The sequence below is a fragment of the Chitinophaga varians genome (genome assembly GCF_014529945.1).
Taxonomy (GTDB): domain Bacteria; phylum Bacteroidota; class Bacteroidia; order Chitinophagales; family Chitinophagaceae; genus Chitinophaga; species Chitinophaga varians.
In genome coordinates this window covers 247,963-271,136 of sequence record NZ_JACVFB010000009.1, presented here as the reverse complement: position 1 = coordinate 271,136, position 23,174 = coordinate 247,963, and the positions used below count along the sequence as shown (strand labels likewise).

General features: G+C 49.7%; 16 protein-coding genes. 6 read left to right on the top strand and 10 right to left on the bottom strand.

The features are described from left to right. Positions 1-122 precede the first annotated feature (122 nt). The 4 genes from trhO to ICL55_RS33900 all read right to left on the bottom strand — a co-directional run bounded on the left by trhO (position 123) and on the right by ICL55_RS33900 (position 4,997). Positions 123-1,139: an oxygen-dependent tRNA uridine(34) hydroxylase TrhO gene (gene trhO, locus ICL55_RS33915; RefSeq protein ID WP_188106274.1), complete on the bottom strand. Its 1,017-nt coding sequence runs from the start codon at positions 1,137-1,139 to the stop codon at positions 123-125. Positions 1,140-1,364: 225 nt separating this feature from the next. Further along, entirely contained in the window at positions 1,365-1,571 is a 207-nt protein-coding gene (locus ICL55_RS33910) for a hypothetical protein (RefSeq protein WP_188106271.1), read from the bottom strand. 471 nt (positions 1,572-2,042) lie between these two features. After that, positions 2,043-4,562, bottom strand: a complete 2,520-nt coding sequence (locus ICL55_RS33905) for a DUF5686 and carboxypeptidase regulatory-like domain-containing protein (protein WP_188106268.1) — start codon at positions 4,560-4,562, stop codon at positions 2,043-2,045. 78 nt (positions 4,563-4,640) lie between these two features. Next, positions 4,641-4,997 (bottom strand): hypothetical protein, encoded by a 357-nt coding sequence (locus ICL55_RS33900; RefSeq protein WP_188106266.1) that lies wholly within the window; start codon positions 4,995-4,997, stop codon positions 4,641-4,643. Between the two features lie 62 nt (positions 4,998-5,059). Here ICL55_RS33900 and ICL55_RS33895 point away from each other — a divergent pair, with 62 nt between their 5' ends. Both ICL55_RS33895 and ICL55_RS33890 read left to right on the top strand, forming a co-directional pair. Further along, positions 5,060-5,626: a Crp/Fnr family transcriptional regulator gene (locus ICL55_RS33895; protein WP_188106264.1), complete on the top strand. Its 567-nt coding sequence runs from the start codon at positions 5,060-5,062 to the stop codon at positions 5,624-5,626. 98 nt (positions 5,627-5,724) lie between these two features. Further along, positions 5,725-6,132, top strand: coding sequence for a DoxX family protein (locus ICL55_RS33890; protein ID WP_188106262.1), 408 nt, complete (start codon positions 5,725-5,727; stop codon positions 6,130-6,132). Positions 6,133-6,207: 75 nt separating this feature from the next. On the opposite strand, the gene ICL55_RS33885 is transcribed toward ICL55_RS33890, so the two are convergent. Continuing rightward, positions 6,208-7,395: an O-succinylhomoserine sulfhydrylase gene (locus ICL55_RS33885; protein WP_188106260.1), complete on the bottom strand. Its 1,188-nt coding sequence runs from the start codon at positions 7,393-7,395 to the stop codon at positions 6,208-6,210. Positions 7,396-7,416: 21 nt separating this feature from the next. Beyond that, on the bottom strand, positions 7,417-7,836 hold the full coding sequence (locus tag ICL55_RS33880) for an OsmC family protein (RefSeq protein ID WP_169226206.1): 420 nt from the start codon (positions 7,834-7,836) through the stop codon (positions 7,417-7,419). A 178-nt stretch (positions 7,837-8,014) separates the two neighbouring features. On the opposite strand from ICL55_RS33880, the gene metX reads away from it, so the two are divergent. Both metX and ICL55_RS33870 read left to right on the top strand, forming a co-directional pair. Further along, complete coding sequence (metX, locus tag ICL55_RS33875; protein WP_223151685.1) at positions 8,015-9,028, top strand: homoserine O-acetyltransferase MetX; 1,014 nt, start codon at positions 8,015-8,017, stop codon at positions 9,026-9,028. Between the two features lie 97 nt (positions 9,029-9,125). Continuing rightward, on the top strand, positions 9,126-11,999 hold the full coding sequence (locus ICL55_RS33870) for a TonB-dependent receptor (protein ID WP_188106257.1): 2,874 nt from the start codon (positions 9,126-9,128) through the stop codon (positions 11,997-11,999). 137 nt (positions 12,000-12,136) lie between these two features. Here ICL55_RS33870 and ICL55_RS33865 read toward each other — a convergent pair whose 3' ends face one another. The 4 genes from ICL55_RS33865 to ychF form a co-directional block, all read right to left on the bottom strand. Beyond that, entirely contained in the window at positions 12,137-13,708 is a 1,572-nt protein-coding gene (locus ICL55_RS33865) for a reverse transcriptase family protein (RefSeq protein WP_188106255.1), read from the bottom strand. 406 nt (positions 13,709-14,114) lie between these two features. Further along, on the bottom strand, positions 14,115-15,767 hold the full coding sequence (locus tag ICL55_RS33860; RefSeq protein ID WP_188106253.1) for an SWIM zinc finger family protein: 1,653 nt from the start codon (positions 15,765-15,767) through the stop codon (positions 14,115-14,117). Positions 15,768-15,859: 92 nt separating this feature from the next. Next, positions 15,860-19,192, bottom strand: coding sequence for a HEAT repeat domain-containing protein (locus ICL55_RS33855; RefSeq protein ID WP_188106251.1), 3,333 nt, complete (start codon positions 19,190-19,192; stop codon positions 15,860-15,862). Positions 19,193-19,460: 268 nt separating this feature from the next. Further along, on the bottom strand, positions 19,461-20,564 hold the full coding sequence (ychF, locus tag ICL55_RS33850) for a redox-regulated ATPase YchF (RefSeq protein WP_188106249.1): 1,104 nt from the start codon (positions 20,562-20,564) through the stop codon (positions 19,461-19,463). A gap of 67 nt (positions 20,565-20,631) precedes the next feature. On the opposite strand from ychF, the gene ICL55_RS33845 reads away from it, so the two are divergent. Together ICL55_RS33845 and ICL55_RS33840 are read left to right on the top strand one after the other, a co-directional pair. Then, positions 20,632-21,864 (top strand): nucleoside recognition domain-containing protein, encoded by a 1,233-nt coding sequence (locus tag ICL55_RS33845; RefSeq protein WP_188106246.1) that lies wholly within the window; start codon positions 20,632-20,634, stop codon positions 21,862-21,864. Between the two features lie 30 nt (positions 21,865-21,894). Next, complete coding sequence (locus ICL55_RS33840; protein ID WP_188106244.1) at positions 21,895-23,139, top strand: YeiH family protein; 1,245 nt, start codon at positions 21,895-21,897, stop codon at positions 23,137-23,139. Positions 23,140-23,174 lie beyond the last annotated feature (35 nt).

Here is a 23,174-nt window from a genome sequence, read left to right as displayed (position 1 = left end):
GCATATAGGTTGATAGAATGGTTATGAAAAAGGAAAAGGCCGGACGACGGTCCGGCCCATACTGATTTTATAATTATATCTACTCCGCCCTGCCGAGAGGAAACCACGCGGGGCGGTTTTTTTTATTTTATTCTTTTCCTGCGGGATTTGTTGAACATAAGTCCTTTGTCTACGCCCTTACGCAGGGCTGCTTTTTCTTCCTCCGGTAATGCATGTACTTCTTTGCAGGCATCGCTACAGCAGCCATTGTATTTTGTGGCACAGGACTCACATTGAATAAATAAAAGGTGACAGCCGTCATTTAAACAGTTGGTGTGGGTATCACAAGGTTCCCCACATTGATGACATTGGCTAATAATATCCTCACTTATTCTCTCCCCCAGACGGTCATCGAAAACAAAATTTTTGCCTTTAAATTTAACAGGAAGTCCCTGTTGTTTGGCTTTGTTGGTGTATTCAATAATCCCCCCTTCAAGGTGGAAAACATTTTTGAACCCATGGTGCAACATGTACGCAGATGCTTTCTCACAGCGGATTCCCCCGGTGCAGTACATGATGATATTTTTGTCTTTCTGATCTTTCAGCATGTCAACCGCCATAGGCAGCTGATCGCGGAAAGTATCCGACGGTACTTCGATGGCACCGTCAAAATGTCCGACTTCATATTCGTAGTGGTTACGCATGTCCACGATCACCGTTTCCGGATCGTCCGTGAGCGTATTAAATGCCTGGGCATCTACATACCTGCCGCGGTTGGCCATGTCGAAGGTGGGATCTTCAATACCATCGGCCACGATTTTTTCCCGCACTTTGATTTTAAGGACGAAGAATGATTTTCCGTCATCGTCTACCGCAATGTTCAGGCGGATACCGTTCAGGAAATCGATCGCATAGAGCGTCTCACGGAAGGCTTCAAAATGATGTTCCGGCACGCTGATCTGCGCATTGATGCCTTCATGGGCCACGTAGATACGTCCAAAAACGTCCAGTTTAAAAAGGGACTCGTAGAGTTGGTCGCGGAAAGCCTGTGGGTCTTCAATCTTCGCGTACTGATAAAAGGAGATAGTGACGCGCTTAAATGTTTCCTGCAATAGCCGCTTCCTGAGCTCATCTGCAGAGACTCTGTTGTGTAATACCATTTGTTTGAAATTTTTAGGACACTTGCCTTGTGAACAAAATTTCAATCATACCCTGGTCCTTCCAGGTGGTTGATCGATTTGTCTTAAAAGAATGTCAATGAAACCTGTTTTTTGTCAGGCTGCGCAAAGATAGGCAAATCTGGCGGGAAACGGAGCGGAAATGCATGGGAAACAGCGGGTTGGGGTTAATAGATCACACAAAACAGTCGTCAGTTTTCTTTGTTTTTACGCCCGGGGCGCTTCCGTCTTCTTGTCCCATTCGTATAGACGGCGAAGCAAAAACCAGGCAACCGCACTGATAATCAATATATAACCGATAAATCCAAATGTCCGTAATTCTACTGCGCCGGGCAGGTCGTTGATTTCGGTGATGTAAGCAGCGGCGGCTAACAAGATGCCCGCTACTAAGGCAGTCCAGGCTATTTTTTTCATTGCATTGGTTTTCATGGGTAATGGTCAAAATCCCACTTCAGTGTGATAAAATCCACAAAAAGTGTATCTGGTTGAGTATCAATTTTACAACACACGGTCACTGCCAAATGTTCACAAAGTGTGAAAAATTTATTTATGGATTTATAACTATTTGATATTTATTGTATATATCTTTGTTGCAACGTTACGAACCCCGAGTTGGCACCCTTTTTGAAAATATCGTTCTGACAAAAAATTGATTAACCCGAAAATGTTATGTTATGAGTATTTACCTTACTTACTTTATGTACGCTATCGTTGGCATCTGGGTCTACAGATTGCTGGCTTACTTCTTCGATGAACGCAAGGAAATGAGAAGCAAAAAGAGATAGGCTATGAAGAAGACATCGAAAATTTGGTTATTTGGATATTTGGTTATTTGTTTTCCCCGATAAAGGCCAATCCAAATAACCAAATATGTTGTCTACGCTCCTACTGGTCCAGCTTAATTAAATTACCGAACACGCCCCCCATTCCCACTCTGACACCTATGCGTGTATTATCCTGGCTCTGATAACCAGCTACCACATCTACCCTCAGTACTTTCAGGATATTCTCCAACCCCAGGAATGCTTCCAGATAATTGTTTTTATCATTTACATAAAACGCATTGGAACCAGCCACCAGATTCCATTTAAGGCGGTTAAACAAGGGCACCTTGTTGGTCAGCAGCCCATTGAAATGATGTTCCACATTGGCCGTCACAAAAAACGGTGCGGTGGTGCTGTAGCGGTAATAAGGCGCCAGCTGAAAACTGTTCAGGTATTTGGTATTATAAAAAGTCTGGTTGCCATTGAAATGCTGGAAGTCCGGTATCTGCACATTGTGATCATTTAAGAAACCGCCGGCGGTAACCCTGTAGCGGAACTCTCCAAACAATTTGAAGTTCATATTGTCAAACACTGACAGTTTCCATTTATCAAAATCCACCACACTGTTAGCCACGTTCGGGATCCCTTTGCTGTAGGCCAGTTCAAAGGTCGGGTATTTGGAACCCAGCGGCATCTTTCGGTCCGGCAATTCAACAAACTGCTGGCCAGGCTGATAACGGAAGCTCAGGTCCACAATAAACGCCTGATGGCGGTCGAACGGCGTCTGCGCCAGGTCCTCAGGATGATTAGGCATAAACTGCTTTTTATCGTTTTTGAAGAAGGTAAAATCGGTGGTGTTCTCCACCGGTATACGGCTTTCATAACGCACGCCGGCAGTTAAGCGGTCGTTCGTCTGAAACGTGCGACTGTAGCGCAACTGGCCAAACCAGTTCTCATACAGCTTCATGTAGTTCTCCTTCAGCACGAGCGTATAAAACTCGTTGGCGATATTGTCTATCGGGTTATCCTGATTAAACTGGCTGATACGTTTACCGCCCCCTATGGTAAAATCGTTACGGCCATAGCGTTGACGGACGCGGCTATTGGCACTATAGGTTAAAAACGTATAAGCATTAAGGTGAGTATTGCTTAAACCATAACGGATATACGGAGATATTCTCAGTTCCTGTTCTTTGCCGAGATTTAACTGTAGCCGCGGTTCCAGCGCCAGCGCCAAACCCTCCACGGTATTATATTTAACAGCCTGCGCCAGCCCTTTCACAAAAAGGGTGTGCGATTCAACGGCGCTGTCGCGGCGGAAATACAGCTTACGGTTAACACCGCCCCACAGCACATCCATCACTTCTATCCGTTTCTGTTTTTTACGCAGCGAATCGAGGGTATTGCCCCGCATAGCGGCCAGCCTGTTGGCCCGGGCGGTACTGTCTTTCTGATGGTAGTCGCGCGATTCGGCCTCCTCCAGCGGTACCGGCCGGATACTGTCCCAATACACGGCTTCTTTTTTATCGAACGCCGAGTCGTACTTCATGAACGTGTTATCAAAATACTTCGGCCCAAAATTCGGCTGCAGGTTATAGTCTGAATATACATTCACGAAGTTGCCTTTCATGCCGAAGCCGAATTTGTTGAATGACATATACAGCACCTGATCTTTGATACGCCATACCTCACCGGACACCGATACATGCGTTTGACGGATACGCAGCGTATCCATCAGTTCGAGCTGATATTCGCTGGTCAGTATCAGATCGGTGCTATGAATACGCCAATCGTCGTCGGTGATGAAGATGTAGCCGGAAAACAGCGGCTCCTGCTTCCTTTTAGGTATCACGCGTATTCTATTGACCGTACGGCCGTCCTCCTGAAACTCTCCTTCGAGCCGGTATTTATAGTAAGACAACGCATTTTGGGAGATGGGTGAGATATAGCCTCTGGGCCCCATCTGTGTAATGACGGCAGATACGTTGTTATCATAAAAGCTGATGAAGGCCGGGAAACTCATACCGAAGCCTCCTCCGCTTTTGCGGTCAGAGATCACTTCCAGCTTCAGTTTGTCCGGCATGCGGAACGAGATTTTAGTCACCGATTCTGACAGAAAAACCATGCCTTTGCCGGCACTGTCCACCCCCATGTCATCTTTATCGACTTTTTGGCCCAGAAACTTGTTGGGCGCGCCAGTCATATTGATGGTACCTTTGATATAAGACATACAGGTATATTCTTTTACCTGCTGCTGATAGAAAGCTCTTTTTTTGATAGCCTGCCGGATGATCGCATAAGCGGGATCTTCCCCTCCTGCCTTTACCACCACCTCTTTGATCTGAAGGTTGACGGGCAACAGGGTGAAGTTAATGGTCTGGGAGGTACCCTCTACCTGAATCACTTTTTCTGTCTTACGGTAACCAATATACTGACACACGAGGGTATGTTGGCCGGAGGGGACGTCCAATTGGTATTGGCCGGCAGCATTGGTGGTAGTACCGGTAGAAGTTCCTTTAATCAGAACAGTGGCAAAGGGTAGCGAATTGTTTTTGTCATCGGTCACCAGACCTTTGACGGTAGCGGCTTCACAGTACGTAGTAATCAGGAATAAAAACAGGGTCGGTAAGTATTTCATCATATGTCAAAAATAACTCCCAGGTATGTACGCAAATGGAGTACCTACCGTTTTACCACAAATTTAACAGCACATGATAAGCTAGGAAACTATTTTTTTAGGCGCTCTCACAAATGCGGCGCTGCTGGCTGCAAAACCGGCCACCAGAGCCCCGATGAACGCGCTGATCACGCCCAATAGCGGCGCGCTGCGTACCTTGAGGATCATTTCACTCATCCGGTTGGCCAGCAGATGATCGTTGCGCACGTCCATGTAAAATGCGAGCACGAGCCACAGTATAAAAACGGAGAGAAAGGCGCTGAAGAAAGACTTGCCCGGCGACAGTGGCAGCACCAGGGTAACCACAAAAGCCACCAGTGCTACGCTCCACCAGGGAAGTACCGTACCGGCCAGATATGCCAGCACAAGGATCAACAGAAAATGAGAAAAGGATTTCATAATTCTAATATAACAAAATATCTTAAATATTCATTCGTATTTAAACAGCCTTAAAAATCACCATGGAGGAGCAGTTAAAAAAATACTTCAGCCGGTACGCCCTGTTAAGTGAAGCGGAGCTCAACATGCTGGTGTCGGTCATGGAATACAAACCATATGAGCGCCGGGAACATTTGCTGGAACAGGGAGCTGTTTGCCGGTACAAATATTTTATTTTGAAAGGACTGGTACGGAGTTATTATATCGACAATACCGGGAAAGAGAAGATCACCCTGTTTGCCATCGAAAACTGGTGGGTAACGCAAATGGAGAGTTTTGTTCATGAAAGTCCCAGCAGACTATATATCCAGGCGATAGAGCCCACTGAAACGGCCAGGGTCCGTAAAGAAGATCTGGAGGCATTATATGTGTCAGCACCAAAGTTTGAGCGGATTTTCAGGATCATCGTGCAGAACATGCTGATTGCCATCCAGCGCAGGAACGATTTTTATATGCAGATGGGCGCCAAAGACCGTTATCTGAATCTCGTACAGCGCTTTCCGGGATTTGCCCAACGGGTGCCTCAATATATGCTGGCTTCGTATCTGGATATCAGCCCTGAACATCTGAGCACTATCCGAAAAACATAAGCCTTTTCATTTCTTAAGCTATCTTAAGAAGGAATGCTGTAGGGGTAGATACCTTTGTTACTGTTCTGCATTACTTAACACGATCCATCTAAACAGTTATGAAGTTCACAGAAGAGAAAATAACAGTGTGGTTTTTACGTATAGCCCTCAGCGCAGGCTTTTTATCCGCAGTGGCCGACCGGTTTGGTCTGTGGGGTGCGGCACATTCCGCCTGGGGCAACTGGGATAAGTTTCTTCAATACACCGCGGCGCTGCTCCCCGGCTTTCCGGCGCCGCTGGTAGCCGTTGCAGGGGCGGTGGCCACCGCATTTGAGCTGCTTTTCGGCATTGCTTTATTATTCAACTTCAAAACCCGGGTGGTAGCGCAAGGTAGTGGCATATTGCTGATACTGTTTGCGCTGGCGATGGCTTTTTCCCGGAGCATCAAAGCGCCGCTCGACTTTTCCGTATTCTCCGCGGCGGCGGCGGCTTTTGCCCTGGCCGGATTCATGAAGCGGCCAGCGTAAGTTATCCAAAACGGCCTATTATAACAATGCCCGGAGCATAGGCTCCGGGCATTGTTATAATAGATGCCTATATCGTTACAGTGCACTTTTTTCCAGTGCCTGTTCTATATCTGCGAGGATATCGTTTACATTTTCCAGTCCCACAGAGATGCGGATCAGGCCGGGCGTGATGCCTACACTGGCTCTTTCCTCATCGCTGAGTTTAGCGTGGGTGGTGCTGGCCGGATGGGAGGCGATGCTGCGGCTGTCGCCCAGATTAGCGGTGAGGGACAGCAGTTGCAGGGCATTGAGGAAACGCACGCCGCTTTCGAGGCCGCCTTTCAGTTCAAAGCATACGATACCACCGCCACCGCTCATTTGTTTGCGGGCGATGTCGTGCTGTGGATGGCTGGCCAGGAAAGGATATTTCACGCCGCTCAGGTGCCGGTTATTTTCCAGCGACTGTGCCAGTTTCAGCGCGCTGGCAGTATGGCGCTCCATGCGTACATGCAGCGTTTCCAGACTTTTGCTCAGCACCCAGGCGTTGAATGGCGACATGGCCGGGCCGGTGCTTCTGCAGAAAGTATGCACTTCTTTGATCAGTTCTTTTTTGCCGAGGACAGCGCCACCGAGCACACGTCCCTGCCCGTCGATCCATTTGGTGGCCGAGTGGGTAACGATATGGGCGCCAGCTTCGATAGGACGTTGCAGCACCGGCGTGGCGAAACAGTTGTCAACGTTGAGGATGACATTGTGTTTGTTGGCGATGCCGGCGAGATAGGCGATATCAATGACTTCCAGTCCGGGATTGGAAGGCGTTTCCACGAAGATCATCTTAGTATTGGGTTTGATCATCGCTTCAATGCTTGCCGGGTCATTGACGTCGAAATAAGACCACTCAATCCCCCATTTAGGCAGGAACTTGGTGATAACAGTATGGGTGGAACCGAAGATAGAGCGGGCGCTCAGCAGGTGGTCGCCTGCTTTCAGCAGGGCCATGAAGCTGGCGAAGATAGCGCTCATGCCGGAAGCGGTGGCATAACCTGCCTCTGCTCCTTCAAGGGCACACATCTTCTGTACAAACTCATCCACGTTGGGGTTACTGAAGCGGCTGTAGATATTAAAATCTGTTTCATCCGCGAAAGTGGCCCTCATTTCTTCCGCATTATCAAAGCAGAAGCTGGACGTCAGGAACATCGGCGTGGAGTGTTCCATTTCGTTGGTACGTGCCGTCTGAATTCTGACCGCATTGGTTTCCGGTTGGTATTGCTTGTTATTGCTCATGGACATGGTGGTTTCTCCGTATTAAGCGTTCAGTTTCACTTCCCAGGTCAGTTTCGTGTTGGCCTGACGCAGCGTTTCAGCGACGGAGCAATATTTGTTCATCGACAGTTCTACTGCGCGGGCAGCTTTATCTGCGTCGATGTTACCGGTAAAATGAAATACGATGTGGGCTGTTTCCCATAAAGACGGTTCTTTGCCTTTCTCCCTGTCCGCCTCTATTTCAATGCGGAAATCCTTCACTTCCTGACGTTGTTTTTTCAGGATCATCAGCACATCAATGGCAGAGCAACCTCCGAGGCCCATGATGACCATCTGCATAGGTCTTACTCCGTTGTTTTTCCCCCCGTTTTCCAGGGATGAATCCATCAACACTTTGTGACCGCCTTCATCAACGGCTTCCATGTTGAAACCGTCGTCTACTCTTTGTAATGCTATTTTCATGATTAGGTGGGTTTCTTCCAACAAAGATAAATAATTCAATTACGAATTACGAATTACGAATTATGATTGAAGATTTCTTTAGGGGACCACTGCTACTTGTTGGCCCTCAATTCGTAATTCGTAATTCGTAATTTGTAATTCCTGATTCGTATTGTAGATTTGCAAAAATTTTGGATTATTGTCTGCACAGGTTTTTTACAGTAAAGCACCATTCCGGCTGGAGTCCGGCCAGGTATTACCTGAATTACAGATCGCCTATCATACTTACGGTACCATGAATGCTGACGGCAGCAATGTGGTATGGGTATGTCATGCACTGACCGCCAACAGCGACGTAGCTGACTGGTGGAGCGGCCTTATCGGCCATGGCCGGGTGATTGACCCGGCCCGGCATTTTATTGTATGCGCCAATATCATCGGTTCCTGCTACGGCAGTTCGGGTCCGCATACCGTGAATCCCGCTACCGGTAAGCCCTGGTACCATACCTTTCCGGCCATCACCATCCGTGATATGGTGCAGGCGCATTGCCTGCTGCGCGAGCACCTGCAGATACAACACATAAGCCTGCTCGTGGGTGGTTCTATGGGCGGTTACCAGGTACTGGAATGGGCTTTGACGGAGCCGGCGCGTATCGGACGCCTGTTCCTGCTTTGCACCGGCGCTGCTGAAAGTGCCTGGGGTATTGCCATTCATACCGCGCAGCGCCTGTCTATTGAGGCTGATGCCAGCTGGCAGGACGCCACTCCCCATGCCGGCGCCCGTGGCCTCAAAGCTGCGAGGGCCATTGGGATGGTCACCTATCGTAACTACCAGACATTCATGCGCACCCAGTCTGATCCCGACAAAGAGAAGACAGACAATTTCCGCGCTTCTTCCTATATCGACTACCAGGGCGATAAACTGGTGAAACGTTTCAATGCCCAGTCCTACTGGCTGCTCTCCAAAGCGATGGACAGCCACAACATTGCCCGCGGCCGTCACGAAGACATCACCACTTCCCTCTCCCACATACAGCAACCGGTACTGCTGATCGGTATCAGCAGTGACCTGCTCTGTCCACCGGAAGAGCAACGCCTGCTGGCCACCTATCTGCCCAATACCACCTATCATGAAATAGACTCGTCTTACGGCCATGATGGCTTCCTGATTGAGTTTGAGAAGATCGGGAAGATCTTGCAGGATTGGCAGTAACTACCTCCGGCAGGAAATATTTTCAGTTTCGCAGTTGTATTTGATTTTTCGCTATATTTAGATATAACCGAGTCTAAATCAAAAACGTCCACTGCGTATGAAAAGCATTCTATTCAAAGTATGTTTGGGCTCCCTGTTGCTATTGATGTCCTTTTCCCTGGTACTCACAGCGCAAACGCCTACAACTATTACCGGTACTGTAACAGACAAAACATCCGGAAACGGTATGCAGGGAGTTACGGTTGCTGTGAAAGGTGCCACAGCCGGCACTATCACAGGCAACGGCGGTAACTTCCAGCTCAAAACCAACCATGCACTGCCACTGACCCTGGTTTTCACCTATGTAGGTTATCAGACCACAGAACAGGTGATCAACAATGCCAATGAGAAAGTCGCCATTACCCTTAGCACTACCGAAATACTCGGGCAGGAAGTGGTAGTAGCCGCCAGCCGCGTACAGGAAAGCATCCTGCAATCGCCGGTATCCATCGAAAAGCTGGATGCCCGCGCGCTGAAAGCGTCTCCGGCACCCTCTTTCTATGATGCCCTCGCCAACCTGAAAGGGGTGGAAATGAGCACCCAGAGCCTCACCTTCAAGTCCGTGAACACACGCGGTTTCAACAGCAACGGCAACACCCGCGTGCTGCAACTGAATGACGGTATGGACAATCAGGCCCCAGGCCTCAACTTCTCCGTAGGTAATATGGTGGGCATCCCGGAACTGGACCTCGACAACGTGGAACTGATTCCCGGCGCAGCCTCCGCCCTCTACGGCCCCAATGCACTCAACGGTATCGTACTGATGACCAGCAAAAACCCGTTCCAGTACCAGGGCCTCAGCGCTCAGGTGAAAACAGGTATCCTTAACGACGGTGGCCGCACTTCTGCTACTACCGGTTTCTATGATGTGGCCGTTCGTTACGCACATGCCTTCAACAACAAATGGGCATTTAAACTGAATGTAGGCTATATCAAGGCAGATGACTGGCAGGCACACGACTACCGCGACCAGAGCCTGGCCAATGGCCATGGTTTGCAGGATGGCACCCGCGCCAACAACGAAGGATATAACGGCGTCAACACCTATGGTGATGAAAACTCCGTTAACATGTACAACACCCTTAAAACAGGCGGTTCGCTGAGCCAACAACTGGCCGGCATCTCCGCGATGTTTGGTGGTAAAGTAACGCCCGATCAGATCTTCAATGCTGCCATGCCGGCTCCCAACAGAGCTACCATCACCCGCACCGGCTACAACGAATCTGACGTGGTGGACTATAACACCAAAAACCTGAAACTGAACGGCGCCCTTCACTATAAAATCACGGAAAACCTGGAAGCTCTGATCCAGGGCAGCTATGGCTCCGGCACCACTGTATATACCGGCGCCGACCGTTACTCGCTGAAGGACTTTAACATGGGCCAGTACAAAGTGGAATTACGCCACCCTGACTTCTATGTAAGAGCTTATACCACACAGGAAAGATCCGGTGACAGCTACGCCAGCGGCACGCTTGCAGCAGGTATCAACGAAGCCTGGAAACCCAGCACTGTATGGTATTCCCAATACTTCGGCACTTATGCTACCCAGGCGCTGGGCACCTTCGCACAGGCATATGGCAAAGCATTACAAACCGGCGCTACAGATGCCGCTGCCTATGCAGCCGCACAAAATGCCGTTACCACCGGCATGCCGCTCTTCTTCCAGAATGCCCGCGCCAAAGCCGATTCCGGTCGCTTTATGCCAGGCACCGCTGACTTCAACAACGCGGCGGCACAAGTAAGAAGCAAGCCTATCCCCGGCGACTCCAAAGGCGTTGGTGCGAAATTCACGGATAAAACCAACCTCTATCAGCTGGAGTTCATGTACAACTTCCATAACCTGATCAAATTCGCTGAAATACTGGTGGGTGGTAACTATCGCCGCTATACGCTTAACTCTGAAAAAACCCTGTTCGCCGTAGACGACAATGGTAAGGAGTTCCGCATCAATGAATATGGCGGTTATGTCCAGATCATGAAAAAACTGGTAGATGATCATATCAAACTGACCGGTTCATTACGCTACGATAAAAACATGAACTTTAATGGTCAGTTCAGCCCCCGTTTGTCTGCCGTATACACCTTCCTGCAAACGCACAACCTGCGTGTATCTTACCAGACAGGCTTCCGTATTCCCAACAACCAGGACCAGTACATAGATCTCAACACACCGCAGGCCCACCTGATCGGCGGTCTGCCCTTCCTGCGCGAACGCTATGGCCTGAACAACGGCCCTGTATTTACGCTGCAGTCCGTACTGGCCGGCGCTCCCAAGGCGTATACCTTCCGCGAATTCAAACCGGAACGTATACAGGCTTATGAACTTGGCTATAAAGCGCTGATCGCAAAAAGACTGCTGGTAGACGCCTACATCTATAAAAATGATTTTAATAACATGAACGGCAGCCAGGTACTCGTGAAACCTGCCAGCGGCACAACGCCACAGCAGATATTCTCTGTACCGGTGAGCGCAGAAGAAACCGTTAAATCATGGGGTTGGGCGTTAGGACTGGATTACAGCCTGCCACTGAACTTTACGGCCGGTGGTAATATCTCCTACAATGAGCTGAGCAACGAGAAAGACCTCGGCAGCTTCCTGGCCATGTTCAACACACCTAAAGTACGCTACAGCCTCAATGCAGGTAACCGTAACATCGCTAATTCCAATATAGCCGTTAACGTTGTATGGAAATGGCAACAGTCTTACATCTGGCAATCTTCCTTTGTAGGACCTAATGTGAATGCACTGGCGCTGAGCGAAATCCCGGCCTTCGGCACACTGGACGCCATGATCAGCAAATTCTTCCCGAAAGCCAAAACCACCGTTAAGCTGGGCGGCGTAAATATCCTGAACAAATCTTATGTGCAATCATGGGGCAACCCCACCATTGGTTCACAATGGTATGTTTCACTGGGATACAACCTCTAAGATCAATTACGAATTGCGAATGACGAATTACGAATATAAAAGCGAAGACCTGAGCAATATCACTGCTCAGGTCTTCGCTTTTATATTCGTTTAAATCTATACTTACCAATTCGTAATCCGTCATTCGTAATTCGTCATTACAAAACGTCCCACCAGGGTTTCTCCGGCTTGCTGGTGGCGGCCGGTGTGTCCTTAGCGATAGGAACGCCTTCCGGATGTTGCGGCGCCGCCGGTGTATTGGCCGGCGCAGCGGTGTCAGCAGGCGTGGCGGCGGTAGAACCGGTAGTCCAGAGACTGCGGGCTTCGGCCTTGATGTCTTCCCTTTGCAGCAGCGCAGCCAGCGTATCTTTCAGCTTAGCGCCCTGTTCCGGTTTCACCATGTACACGTAGTTGGCAAAGCCTTCCATGCTGCTAATGATATTTTTGCCTTTGCCCCAGCGCTTGCCAGCCAGACCTGTTTTGGAGATCTGATGCAACAGCGCACGGAATTTTCGCAGGGTATCACGATCGAGACTCACCTTTTCATTGACAACGATGCCGGTCACCTCCCTTTTATCACCGCGGCGCATTACCTTCAGTTTGTCCGGGTGAATGGTGAAGCCTTCTTCCTTTACCACTTGTTTAACGGACCACAACAGTTGCCCTGCTTTATCTACCGCCTCTCCTTTCGCAGAGAAAGTCATATCATCCGCATATCGCGTATAGGCGTAACCGTATTTAGCCGCCAGTCCTTCAAAACGACGGTCCAGCTTAAAGCAGATCAGGTTGGTCAGTGCCGGGCTGGTAGGTGCGCCCTGCGGCAGGTGTCTTTCTGTTTTGGCGACGTAGTATTTACGGTTGTCCAGCAGTATCTCATCTACTTCCGGTTCGGTACAGATCAGGCCCAGGATTGTGGCTACCTGTTCGGCATATCCCAGTTTACAGAAGAGGCCTTTCACCCTTTTGTAGGGAACAGAAGGGAAAAAGTCGCGCAGGTCGATATTAATGACGATGTCCTGTCCCACGTGCGGAGCAGCGTTGGTGACGATGGACTTGCCTGGTACAAAGCCATGGGCAGCGTCGCTGTTTTTAATTTTATAGAGGATATTTTCCAGTATCCAGTGTTGTGCAGCTTTCAGTTGCGGCATTGGTGCAGAGATCACGCGGGTACCACCGGATTTTTTGGCGATCTCAAAACGTTGATAGTGGGAAGTGTGTGCCACCTTGCGATTGAAGGCCAGGAAGCGCAGTTTGCCGAGGGTGATGCCCATGGCCGTCGCCAGCGCAGTGGCATCTTTAAACACCGGCAGGCCGAATTTAGCCAGTTGTGTTTCGTCGGGCGTAACTTTATTCAGGCCGGCGGATACTTCTTCACCGAGGTAAATAATATCGAGGTGTTTTTTCTCGTCCCAGGCAGCGGCGCGGGCTTTTCTTTTCTCTTCGTTACGTTTTTTTGTTTCCGCACGTTTCAGTTTTGCTTTGGCCATGCGTTCTTTACGCATGTCGGCCAACAATCTTTCCTTGTTGCGGTATTTTTGTTTTTCAGCCAGCAGTTCATTCAATTCGCGGCGCAGTTCTCCTTCCTTGCGTATCAGTGTTTCCGGTAAGGATGGCTGTGAGGTATTACGTGCCCAGAAACCCAGACGGGTCATTTCTTCCAGTATAAATTCCTCTTTGGAGGATGCACGGATTCTGTCGTACAGCTGTTGACGGGTTAAGCCTTCGGCCATAGTGTTGGCGTTTACTTTTTTAATGAATGTTAAGCAGCTAAACTGAAGCGGAGTAAAAAGGTCCGGCTTTGAAGTGGCTGCGGAAGCCATGCCTGACGCGAAGAGAAACAGGATTTTGTAAAGAGGAAAAGGCCTTCGTGCAAGCCATTGACTAAATCAATCAACTCCAGGGAGGGGCGTACCTATAGCGAATTTCAGCCCCCGGGGCTTGTACCGTAAATTCGCTATAGGTACGCCCCTCCCAAAGTAAAGATTGCATTTAGTGAAGCATGTATAGTCATGATACCTGAATGACGAAACATCATTCGTCCCTTTTACGGGCGCAAGTGCAATCAATTCCTCTTTACAAAGATCTGTGTTTATTAACGAGCAGGCAAGTTAGAAAATAATTCTGAAAAACAAAATTTTATTGTGCAGAATTATTTTCAGCATGCGTCATACGTAGTGCCAGCATGTGTTCGCACGGCCCTTTGTATAATTTGTTGGTGTTATAAAAACTACAATCGCAGTGTGCATCACTCAATCTTTCATCGTTGTCGATGACAATAACGGGATGGTATACACGATGCGTGCTTTTTACATTTCCTTTTAGTTGAACACCGGTTCCGGGAATATCCTGAGCGGTGAAGGTCACCCGCTTTTCCTGTACCAGCTGGGAGGCTTCTGCCTCCAGTGGGTTGGCAAAACGCAGGGATTCCAGCGGTAGCGGGTCGCGGCTCAGCTCCCGCAGGCGGTACATGCCACTGTGCAGGTCAAAGATCACTTTGCCGGCTTGTGTATAGATGCCCAGCGCACCCAGTACCGTGGCTTTGTCCAACCCTGTAGCGGTAGCGATGGTCTCCGGTTTGGCCATCCACCGGGTTTGCAGGTCTGCAAACACTTTCAGTTTGGCGCTGTCGTCCACGATAGCGCGGGGCGCCATGAGATCGAACTGACCGGCACGGGACCAGTCGTTGGCAGTCCATCCGGAGAGTCCCAGTGTGAACTGCATATCTCCCAGGTCTGCCACGTAGAAAGAAGGCAAGCCGTTACCGGTAAGATGTACAGTGAATTTTTTAGCGATAGGGATCAGGCGCTCCAGAATCAACAGTCTTCTTCTCCCCCATATCCTGATTTCACGGCTCTGGCCACCTTTATATATCGATCTCGCACAAACGATTTCGTGGTTCCATGGTTCAAATACCGCCCGAACAGGCTTACCCGGTTCCAGCTTAAAACGGATGGAACGCGGACCGTTCTTTTCCTTGAAACGGCGCAGCCACAGGCAGAAATTATACACGTCCATCGGATGCAGATCAAAAGAGGCAGCGGGTAATGTCATCGCAGAACTCACCTGCAAGAAGCCTCTCACCCAGCTGTCCGGCAGATCGATTTTTACTTCGTGATACATTTCTTCCTGTGAAGTCTGTATCTGGAAGCCCCCGGGATCTACTTTAAAATCTGTTTCCTTATAGTCACGGATTTTCTGGAACTCGTCGTACAAAGCAGCCGAGTAATCGATATTGGTCGTACCACACTCAAACTCATTTACTTCTTTGAAAACGTTGTAACTGGCGCTCAGCTTACCATAGGTAGATTCATCCTGGCTAAAACATTCGAAGAACATTTCATCCGGATGAACCGTGATAACCGGGTCCAGTACAAACCAGGCATCCCTGTCTTTCTGGTACAGATAGTCAAAATATTGTTTACGGGCGTTATAAAAGGGCCCCATTACTTTATCTTTCTCCGCGCCTACCTGTTTCAAACTTTCGGAGAGTGCCGCGATTCGCTGATTGGCAGCTTCTCCGTCGTAGCCGTTCATATGCTCCGCCAGCCATACAGACTCCTGCTGGGCGGCCCACTCTTTATAGGCTGTTTTGTCTTTGGGTTTAAAACGCAGGTCCGACACTACGACATCATGCAGGGCAGATATGGCTTCACGGAATGCAATTTTTTTATGGAGTTTTCCAACAAAAAAGGTCGGGTCACGGCGGGTATCCGGGGCAAAGGAAATACCGGCAGATGTAGCATTGCTGTACACCTGGGAGTTACCGCTATATCTGTAGTTGAATAACATAAATCTATTTTCAGATTTTGTTATTTGTTTATTTAATTATGGAAGGAAGCAACGCCCTTCTTAAATAACTAAATAGACAAATAACCAAATTTCTAAATGGCTTGTGTTCGTACGGGCATTAACGTTATCGGCAAAGGAATATCGAACTGCTGCTGAATATTCCGCATGATCTGTATGCAACGTGCTTTGTCAGCGATAGATACGGTAGCGGATATATGAGCGATGACTTCTCCGATGTAAGCCGCCGCTTCGGCAGATTTCAACGCTTCTTTTTCCAGCAGGCCAAAGATGCGTTCCTTGGCCACTCTCGCTTTGTTGACGCGGCTCAGCACTGAACGGAAATAATGTTCCATGCTGCGCAGATATTCCAGATTATCGGTGGCATAAGTCTCCAGATAATTGGTGGCAAAAGACTGCATGGCCACACTTGGGTGCTGGCTGAGCTTCAGCAGGTAAGTGGGTCCGTCTGCATCTTTGAAGAAACGCATCAGCATCTCACGGCCAAATGCCTGAATATCCGGACGCACGCTGTCGGCGATCGCCACGAGTGTTTCCGGTGTCCAGTCGTTTTCGGTGAATTGCGTCCGGAAAAACTCCCGGGCAAAATGGCGGGTATCGTCCCATTTGGCGTCCAGCAGGCCGATGGCCGCTTCGCGCTCATAACGCATACGGGCGGCGTGCTGATGAAAGAAACCCCAGCTCCATTCGCGTACGGCAAGCAGCTCGTGGCTACCGGCAGCAATCACCTGTTTTACGGTAAGTGCTTCTGCCGGGATGTATTTATTCAATACTACCACACCGAATTCCTGTGCAGCGCGATAGTTGGCATATAATAAACGTAATGCGGTAGCGGTATCTACGTCCTGCAGATGCCCTACCAGCTCATGGCTCAGGATAGCGGCGATATCATCATGGATACCTTCTGCGGTTTCTTTTCGCATGAGGCGTGGCACCAGTTCGTTGACCAGATAAACAGCCAGACGGCTGTCTTTCGCTACCAGCGCAGCGATCAGCGGGCGTATTTCTTTTCGTACGTCCGCATACGGTGCCAGCACGATGTCGAGCAATACCTCTGCCCTTTTCAGCAATTCAGCCTCCGGCATGGCTTTCACCACGGATACGCCAGCCATTCTCACCGATGCATGCTGACTGGCCACCAGGTTACGCAACAGCTGATCAGACAGTTCGGCGAAATTCAGTTGCCCCTGTTTCATGACCATCAGCCGCACCCCAAATGCCTGACAGGCCGGTGCTGCTGCGTTCATGAGGTCCGTGATCACTTTCATGTCCACTTCATGCAGAGCCCCGGCACAGAACTGTTCCAGGATCTGGCAACCATCGTTGAGATTCTCGTTCACATCGTCTGCCAGACTGTTGGATGCCAGCAGCGCGGCAATGGCTTTACCTACGAGTGCGCGCGCCTTGTCGGCAGGCAGATGCTCCGGTGTCAGTTGCTGCCGTACGTAATTACGGACATCCTTGTACGGGTTAAATATCAACCGCATCAGGAAATCGGTATCACCGAAACAAGCAGCTTTATTTTGGTCTACCCAGTCGAGGCCCTGTATCCTGGCTACTTCCAGAGGACTCATAGTAACGGCGTACAACAGGAAGAACGACAGGCTGGCCGGATTGTATTTTTCTTTTGCCAGTTCCAGGCCGAAGAGCGCGGGTACATTAAAATGGCTGATCAACAGATAGTAGATCGTTTTCTCATCCATTTTGGCTTTCAGGTCTGCATAGTCAGGATGCGACTTCAATTGCTCCATGGCAAAGAGGTGCACCATTTCCATTTTGCCGGCGATCAGCAGCTGCATAAAAGCCTGCGGCATCTTTTGCCACAGCTCTAAGTAGGGCACATCACTCGCAGGCGCTGCCGGCGCGGTTTCCGGCTTGTAAGTCGGTGGTACTGCTCCGGGTGACGGCGTTTGTTTGTCGCCTCCCAGCCAGCCGAACAGCTTCTGTAGCAGTGTGCCTTTCTGCTGTGCTTTTATGGTATCAGGGTGGTCCCGCAGCATAGTGGCTTCGCGGGTGATCTCCCCATTTTCATTTTTGTGCGCTTCGAAATACCAGGTCGTACCGTTGGCATCCAGCCGCAAATTGGGCGTATTACCGCGCAGAATGTAGTTGAGGAACACGGCCTGGGCATGGGCCGGATATTGTTTATACCAGGTGGTATAACGGCCGTTGATCCAGGTGTACTGTGTGGTTTGATATTCCTTTCGGGCGTCGCGCTGCTCTTCGTATTGCAACAGCAGTGCGGTAGCGAGGCGTACATATTCCATGTCGCCTCTTGCGCCGGCGGCACGCAGATTACGGAGCACCCTGCGTTTCAGATAGCCCCTTGTTTTATTGGAGTAGGCAAGGCGGGAGCCTGGCTTTTTTATTTCTCTCGCTATTTTAAAAGACTCCTGTAACTCCGGTACGAACACATTGGGATGATATTCGTTGCCATCGTAATCCAATCTTTTACCCGGATGGTTGAACATGGGCAGTTCCCTTTCAAACCTGACGGCCAGCGTACCTACGATACCCTGATCGTCACGCAGTTCAGCCTGTTTGAAAATATGGCGGATATGCTGAAAGTAGCTGGGGCGTAAAGGCATGTGGACCAGGAAGCCGATGATAGCATCTCTGACGGCCTTATTATTATATGCCACGATGTAGAGGTCTTCCAGCATCGGGTAGTTGAGTTCCGCTTTTACCATCACCAGCTGCTGCACCATATCGAAGATGGCCTGTGCATTGTCGCCGGCGATGATTTGCTGCAATTGCTCCGGCAGGCGCAGCAAATGGCTTTGTATGTGCGCGTTGCGTTCTTCTTCCGGCAGCGCCATGAGCAGGCCGTTGGCCGCCAGCATCCGGATGTTCTGTGCATAGGAGCCGTTGTCGGCATAAGAGCGCAGTACAGGCGCCGCTGCGGGGTCGGCGCATCTGCCGAGCGCCCAGAGGGCGGCATAGCGCTGCATAGCGTCTCCCCTTTCCATCAGTTTGATCAGATAAGGGACCGCTTCTTTGACTTTGCGCTCTCCCGCTTTCCAGATCACACGCGATGTTTTCCAGACGGTTTTATACGCAGGCTTGTTTTCCAGCGCGCCTTGCAACCTTTTGAGAATAGCGGCATTTTGCGGGTCTGCCACCACGGAAGTGTCTACTGGTACAAAAGATAAATCCTGCACAGCTTCCTGCTCACCGAGATAACCTTTGCTGCGCTTTTCTTTCTCCAGTGCATCAAAGATAGTGGTGGCTGCTGCGAGGGCTACGGGGCTTACAGTCTTAGTGCCTTCTTTCAGGGTTCCGAAGCGTTTTCCGTATCTAAAGTTAACAGTATATTGTTCCGGGCCAACTTCACAAAGGTCTATTTCATATGTTTTGTCCGAGTTTCCTTCCCGGAAAAACAGTTTTACATTCCTGACTAATCGCATGAGCTAACATTAAAATAGTGAGCTAAGCTAATAAATAACTCCAATTTGCCAAGTATATTTTTTTTAGGGTGATGCACTTACGCGATCGCCTATACGCGATCAAAGTCAATAGTGACGGACATTAGCGAGGTGTACCGCATCATAACGACAGAATAGAACTTGATAAAAATAAAATAAAAAGAGCATCTCAGTACTGAGACGCTCCAGGTTTTTGTTGTAACCTCCATGCGTTTGAATATCATGAAAGGACTTATTGTAACGGAAATGATTACACGTTGAAACGGAAGTGCATCACGTCGCCGTCGGCCACGATGTATTCCTTGCCTTCGATCCTCAGGCGGCCGTTGTCACGGGCAGAAGATTCAGAGCCATATTTTACGTAGTCGTCGTACGCGATCACTTCGGCTTTGATGAAGCCTTTTTCGAAGTCGGTGTGGATCACACTGGCAGCCTGCGGTGCTTTCCAGCCTTTGTGGATAGTCCAGGCACGTACTTCCTGCACGCCGGCAGTGAAGTAAGTGATCAGGTCCAGCAGGTTGTAAGCAGAGCGGATCAGGCGATTGAGGCCCGGTTCAGTGAGACCGTATTCGGAGAGGAACATTTCCTTATCGCCCGGATCTTCCATTTCGGAGATCTGTGCTTCGATGGTGTTGTTCATCACGATTACTTCGGCATTTTCAGCCTTCACCCCTTCTCTCAGGGCTTCGGAGTATTTGTTGCCGGTATGAAGAGACGCTTCGTCTACGTTGGCTACGTACAGTACTGGTTTTTCCGTGAGCAGGAACAGGTCGGCGATAGCCACGCGGTCTTCCTTGCTCAGGCCCAGTTCACGGATATTGCGGCCTTTCTCCAGGTGTTCCTGGCATCTTTTCAGCACTTCAAATTCCGCTTTGGCTTTGGCATCGCCACCGGTTTTAGCCATTTTCTCGGTGCGGGCCACTTTACGTTCCACGCTTTCGAGGTCTTTGAGCTGCAATTCGGTGTCAATGATTTCCTTGTCGCTCACCGGGTTGATGGCGCCTTCTTCGCGGAGGATGTTTTCGTCTTCGAAGCAGCGGATCACGTGCACGATGGCGTCCACCTCGCGGATATTGGCCAGGAATTTATTACCGAGACCTTCGCCTTTGCTGGCGCCTTTCACCAGTCCGGCGATGTCCACAAACTCGATGGTGGTAGGCACGGTGCGCTGGGGTTGCACCAGCTCGGCCAGTTTGTCCATACGGTTGTCAGGCACGTCCACCTGTCCGACGTTCGGTTCTATGGTACAGAAGCGGTAGTTGCTGGCCTGCGCCTTAGCGCTGTTACTCACCGCGTTAAATAATGTCGATTTCCCTACATTCGGCAATCCTACAATTCCAACTTGCAAAGCCATTTTTTAAAATTTGCGCAAAGATAAGTTTATTTTAGTTTATTTGTTGCCAGAATAAACCAATAATCTAATGGCATTAAACTACGTTTGGCTGGGCTTTTTCCTGATAGCTTTTGTAGTAGCAGTTTTCAAGTCGGTGTTTTTACAGGATACCGCTATTTTTGGCGATATTATGAACGGTATGCTCGCCAGCGCCAAAACCGGAGCAGAGATCTCCATCGGACTGGCCGGTATCATGACGCTCTGGCTGGGCATTATGAAGGTGGGCGAGGCTGCCGGGATGATCAATCGCTTCTCCAAACTGGTTTATCCCTTTTTCTCCAAACTGTTTCCCCAGGTCCCGAAAGGCCATCCGGCCATGGGTTCTATGATGATGAATTTCTCCGCCAGTATGCTGGGGCTTGATAACGCCGCCACCCCCATGGGCCTCAAAGCCATGAAGGAGCTGCAGGACCTGAACGACAAACCGGACACAGCCAGCAATCCGCAGATCATGTTCCTGGTACTAAACACGGCCGGCGTGGTGCTTATCCCTACCTCGGTGATCGCACTCCGTAAAGCCGCCGGGGCCGCCAATCCTGCTGATATTTTTGTGCCCACACTGATTTCTACCTTTATAGCGTTTATTATAGGTATGTTCACCGTATCTGCCTACCAACGCATCAACCTGTTCAAACTCCCGGTACTGGTGTTCCTGAGCGGTTTTGCCGCGGTGGTGACAGGCCTCTATTACTGGGTAAGGCACATGCCGGCCGAAAAGATCGGTCCCACCATGAGCAACCTCGGTGGTGGTATCATCTTCTCGATCGTGATCCTCTTCCTGGGAGCAGGTATCATCAAAAAAATTAATGTATATGATCATTTTATAGAAGGCGCCAAAGAAGGGTTTCAGGTATCGGTGAGGATCATCCCCTACCTGGTGGGTATTCTGGTGGCTATCAGCGTATTCCGCACCACCGGCTGTATGGACTATCTCATTAATGCCATCGCCAGCCTGTTTTCCTGGATGGGCTTCAACACCGATTTCGTACCTGCGTTACCGGTAGCGCTCATGAAACCATTGAGCGGCGGCGGCGCCAGGGGCCTGATGATTGAAGTGATGACCCGCTACGGCGCGGATTCTTTCCAGGGCAAACTGGCCAGCGTGATACAAGGTACTACGGAAACCACTTTTTATGTACTGGCCGTTTATTTCGGCTCCGTGAATATCAAAAATACCCGTTATGCGTTGACAGCCGGACTGATTGCCGACTTCTTCGGGCTGTTGTCCGCTATCCTCCTGGGGTACCTCTTTTTTCACTAGCATTCAATCGCGCGTATAAGTTATAAACCTATGTTACAACCTAAGAAAATTCATGAAGACTGGATTGCGGTGATCATCGCATTCCTGACCATCACGCTGGTGGTAGCGGGACTGAAGCCGGCACTCCCCAAATACAGCTGGTCTTCAGGAACTGAATTATGGAACCAGCTGACAAACGCCTCCAACCTGATGCATATCGGCACCCTGTTTCTCTGGGTAGCGGGAAGCCTTTTGTTAGCGCGGTTTCTGGCGGGGGACTTTAAACCGGCCGCGCTGGTATCCGGACTGCTGGCCATTGTGCTGATCTCCCTGCTGGCGCAGATCATTACCGCTAATAAAGCTATTAAAGACCTGGGCATTGAAGTAGTGCTTTTCAGCCTGTTGCTCGGCCTTTTCATTAGTAACTTTATTGGTTTGCCGCAGTGGATAAAACCGGCCCTGCAAACGGAACTGTACATCAAGATAGGTTTAGTGTTGCTGGGCACCAATATCATTTTCGGAGATATCCTGCAAGCTGGCATGCTCGGCATTCTTCAGTCGGTGGTCGTGGTATTTACCGTATGGTACTTTTCTTTCTGGTTGTGTAAGATGCTGGGGCTCGACGATGAGTTCCGGATGATGATTTCCAGCGCCGTATCCATTTGTGGCGTGTCAGCGGCTATTGCCACTTCCGGCGCTATTGAAGGTGATAATAAAAAACTCTCCCATGTCATTTCGCTGGTGATGATCGTCGCCATTCCGATGATGCTGTTTATGCCCGGTATTGCGGTATGGGCCGGCATGTCGCCGGCAGTGGCGGGTGCATGGCTGGGCGGCACCATCGATACGTCCGGTGCCGTGGTGGCTGCGGGCACCAAACTGGGGGATGAAGCCCTGAAATATGCCACCATCGTGAAGTTCTCACAAAACGTGCTGCTCGGGCTGGCTGCTTTCATCATCTCCCTTTACTGGTCATACACAAAAAAGAAAGCCAATTATGAAAAGCCTACCATTCGCACCATCTGGGAACGTTTCCCTAAATTCGTGCTGGGTTTTATTGTGGCCTCTCTCCTGTTCTCTTTCGTACTGCCGTCGCCGGTAGTGGCTGCCGCCAAAGGCTCCCTGAAGGAAATTCAGACTTACTGGTTTGCCCTCGCCTTCACCTGTATTGGTCTGGAAACAAAATTCACCGATATCTTTAAGGTAGAAAATGGCCGACCCGCCATGGCGTTTATTATTGCGCAGCTATTTAATGTGTTCTTTACATTGATTGTAGCTTATCTTGTTTTTAGGTAACTGTTCATACTTTATTATATATAGAGAGATGCCCG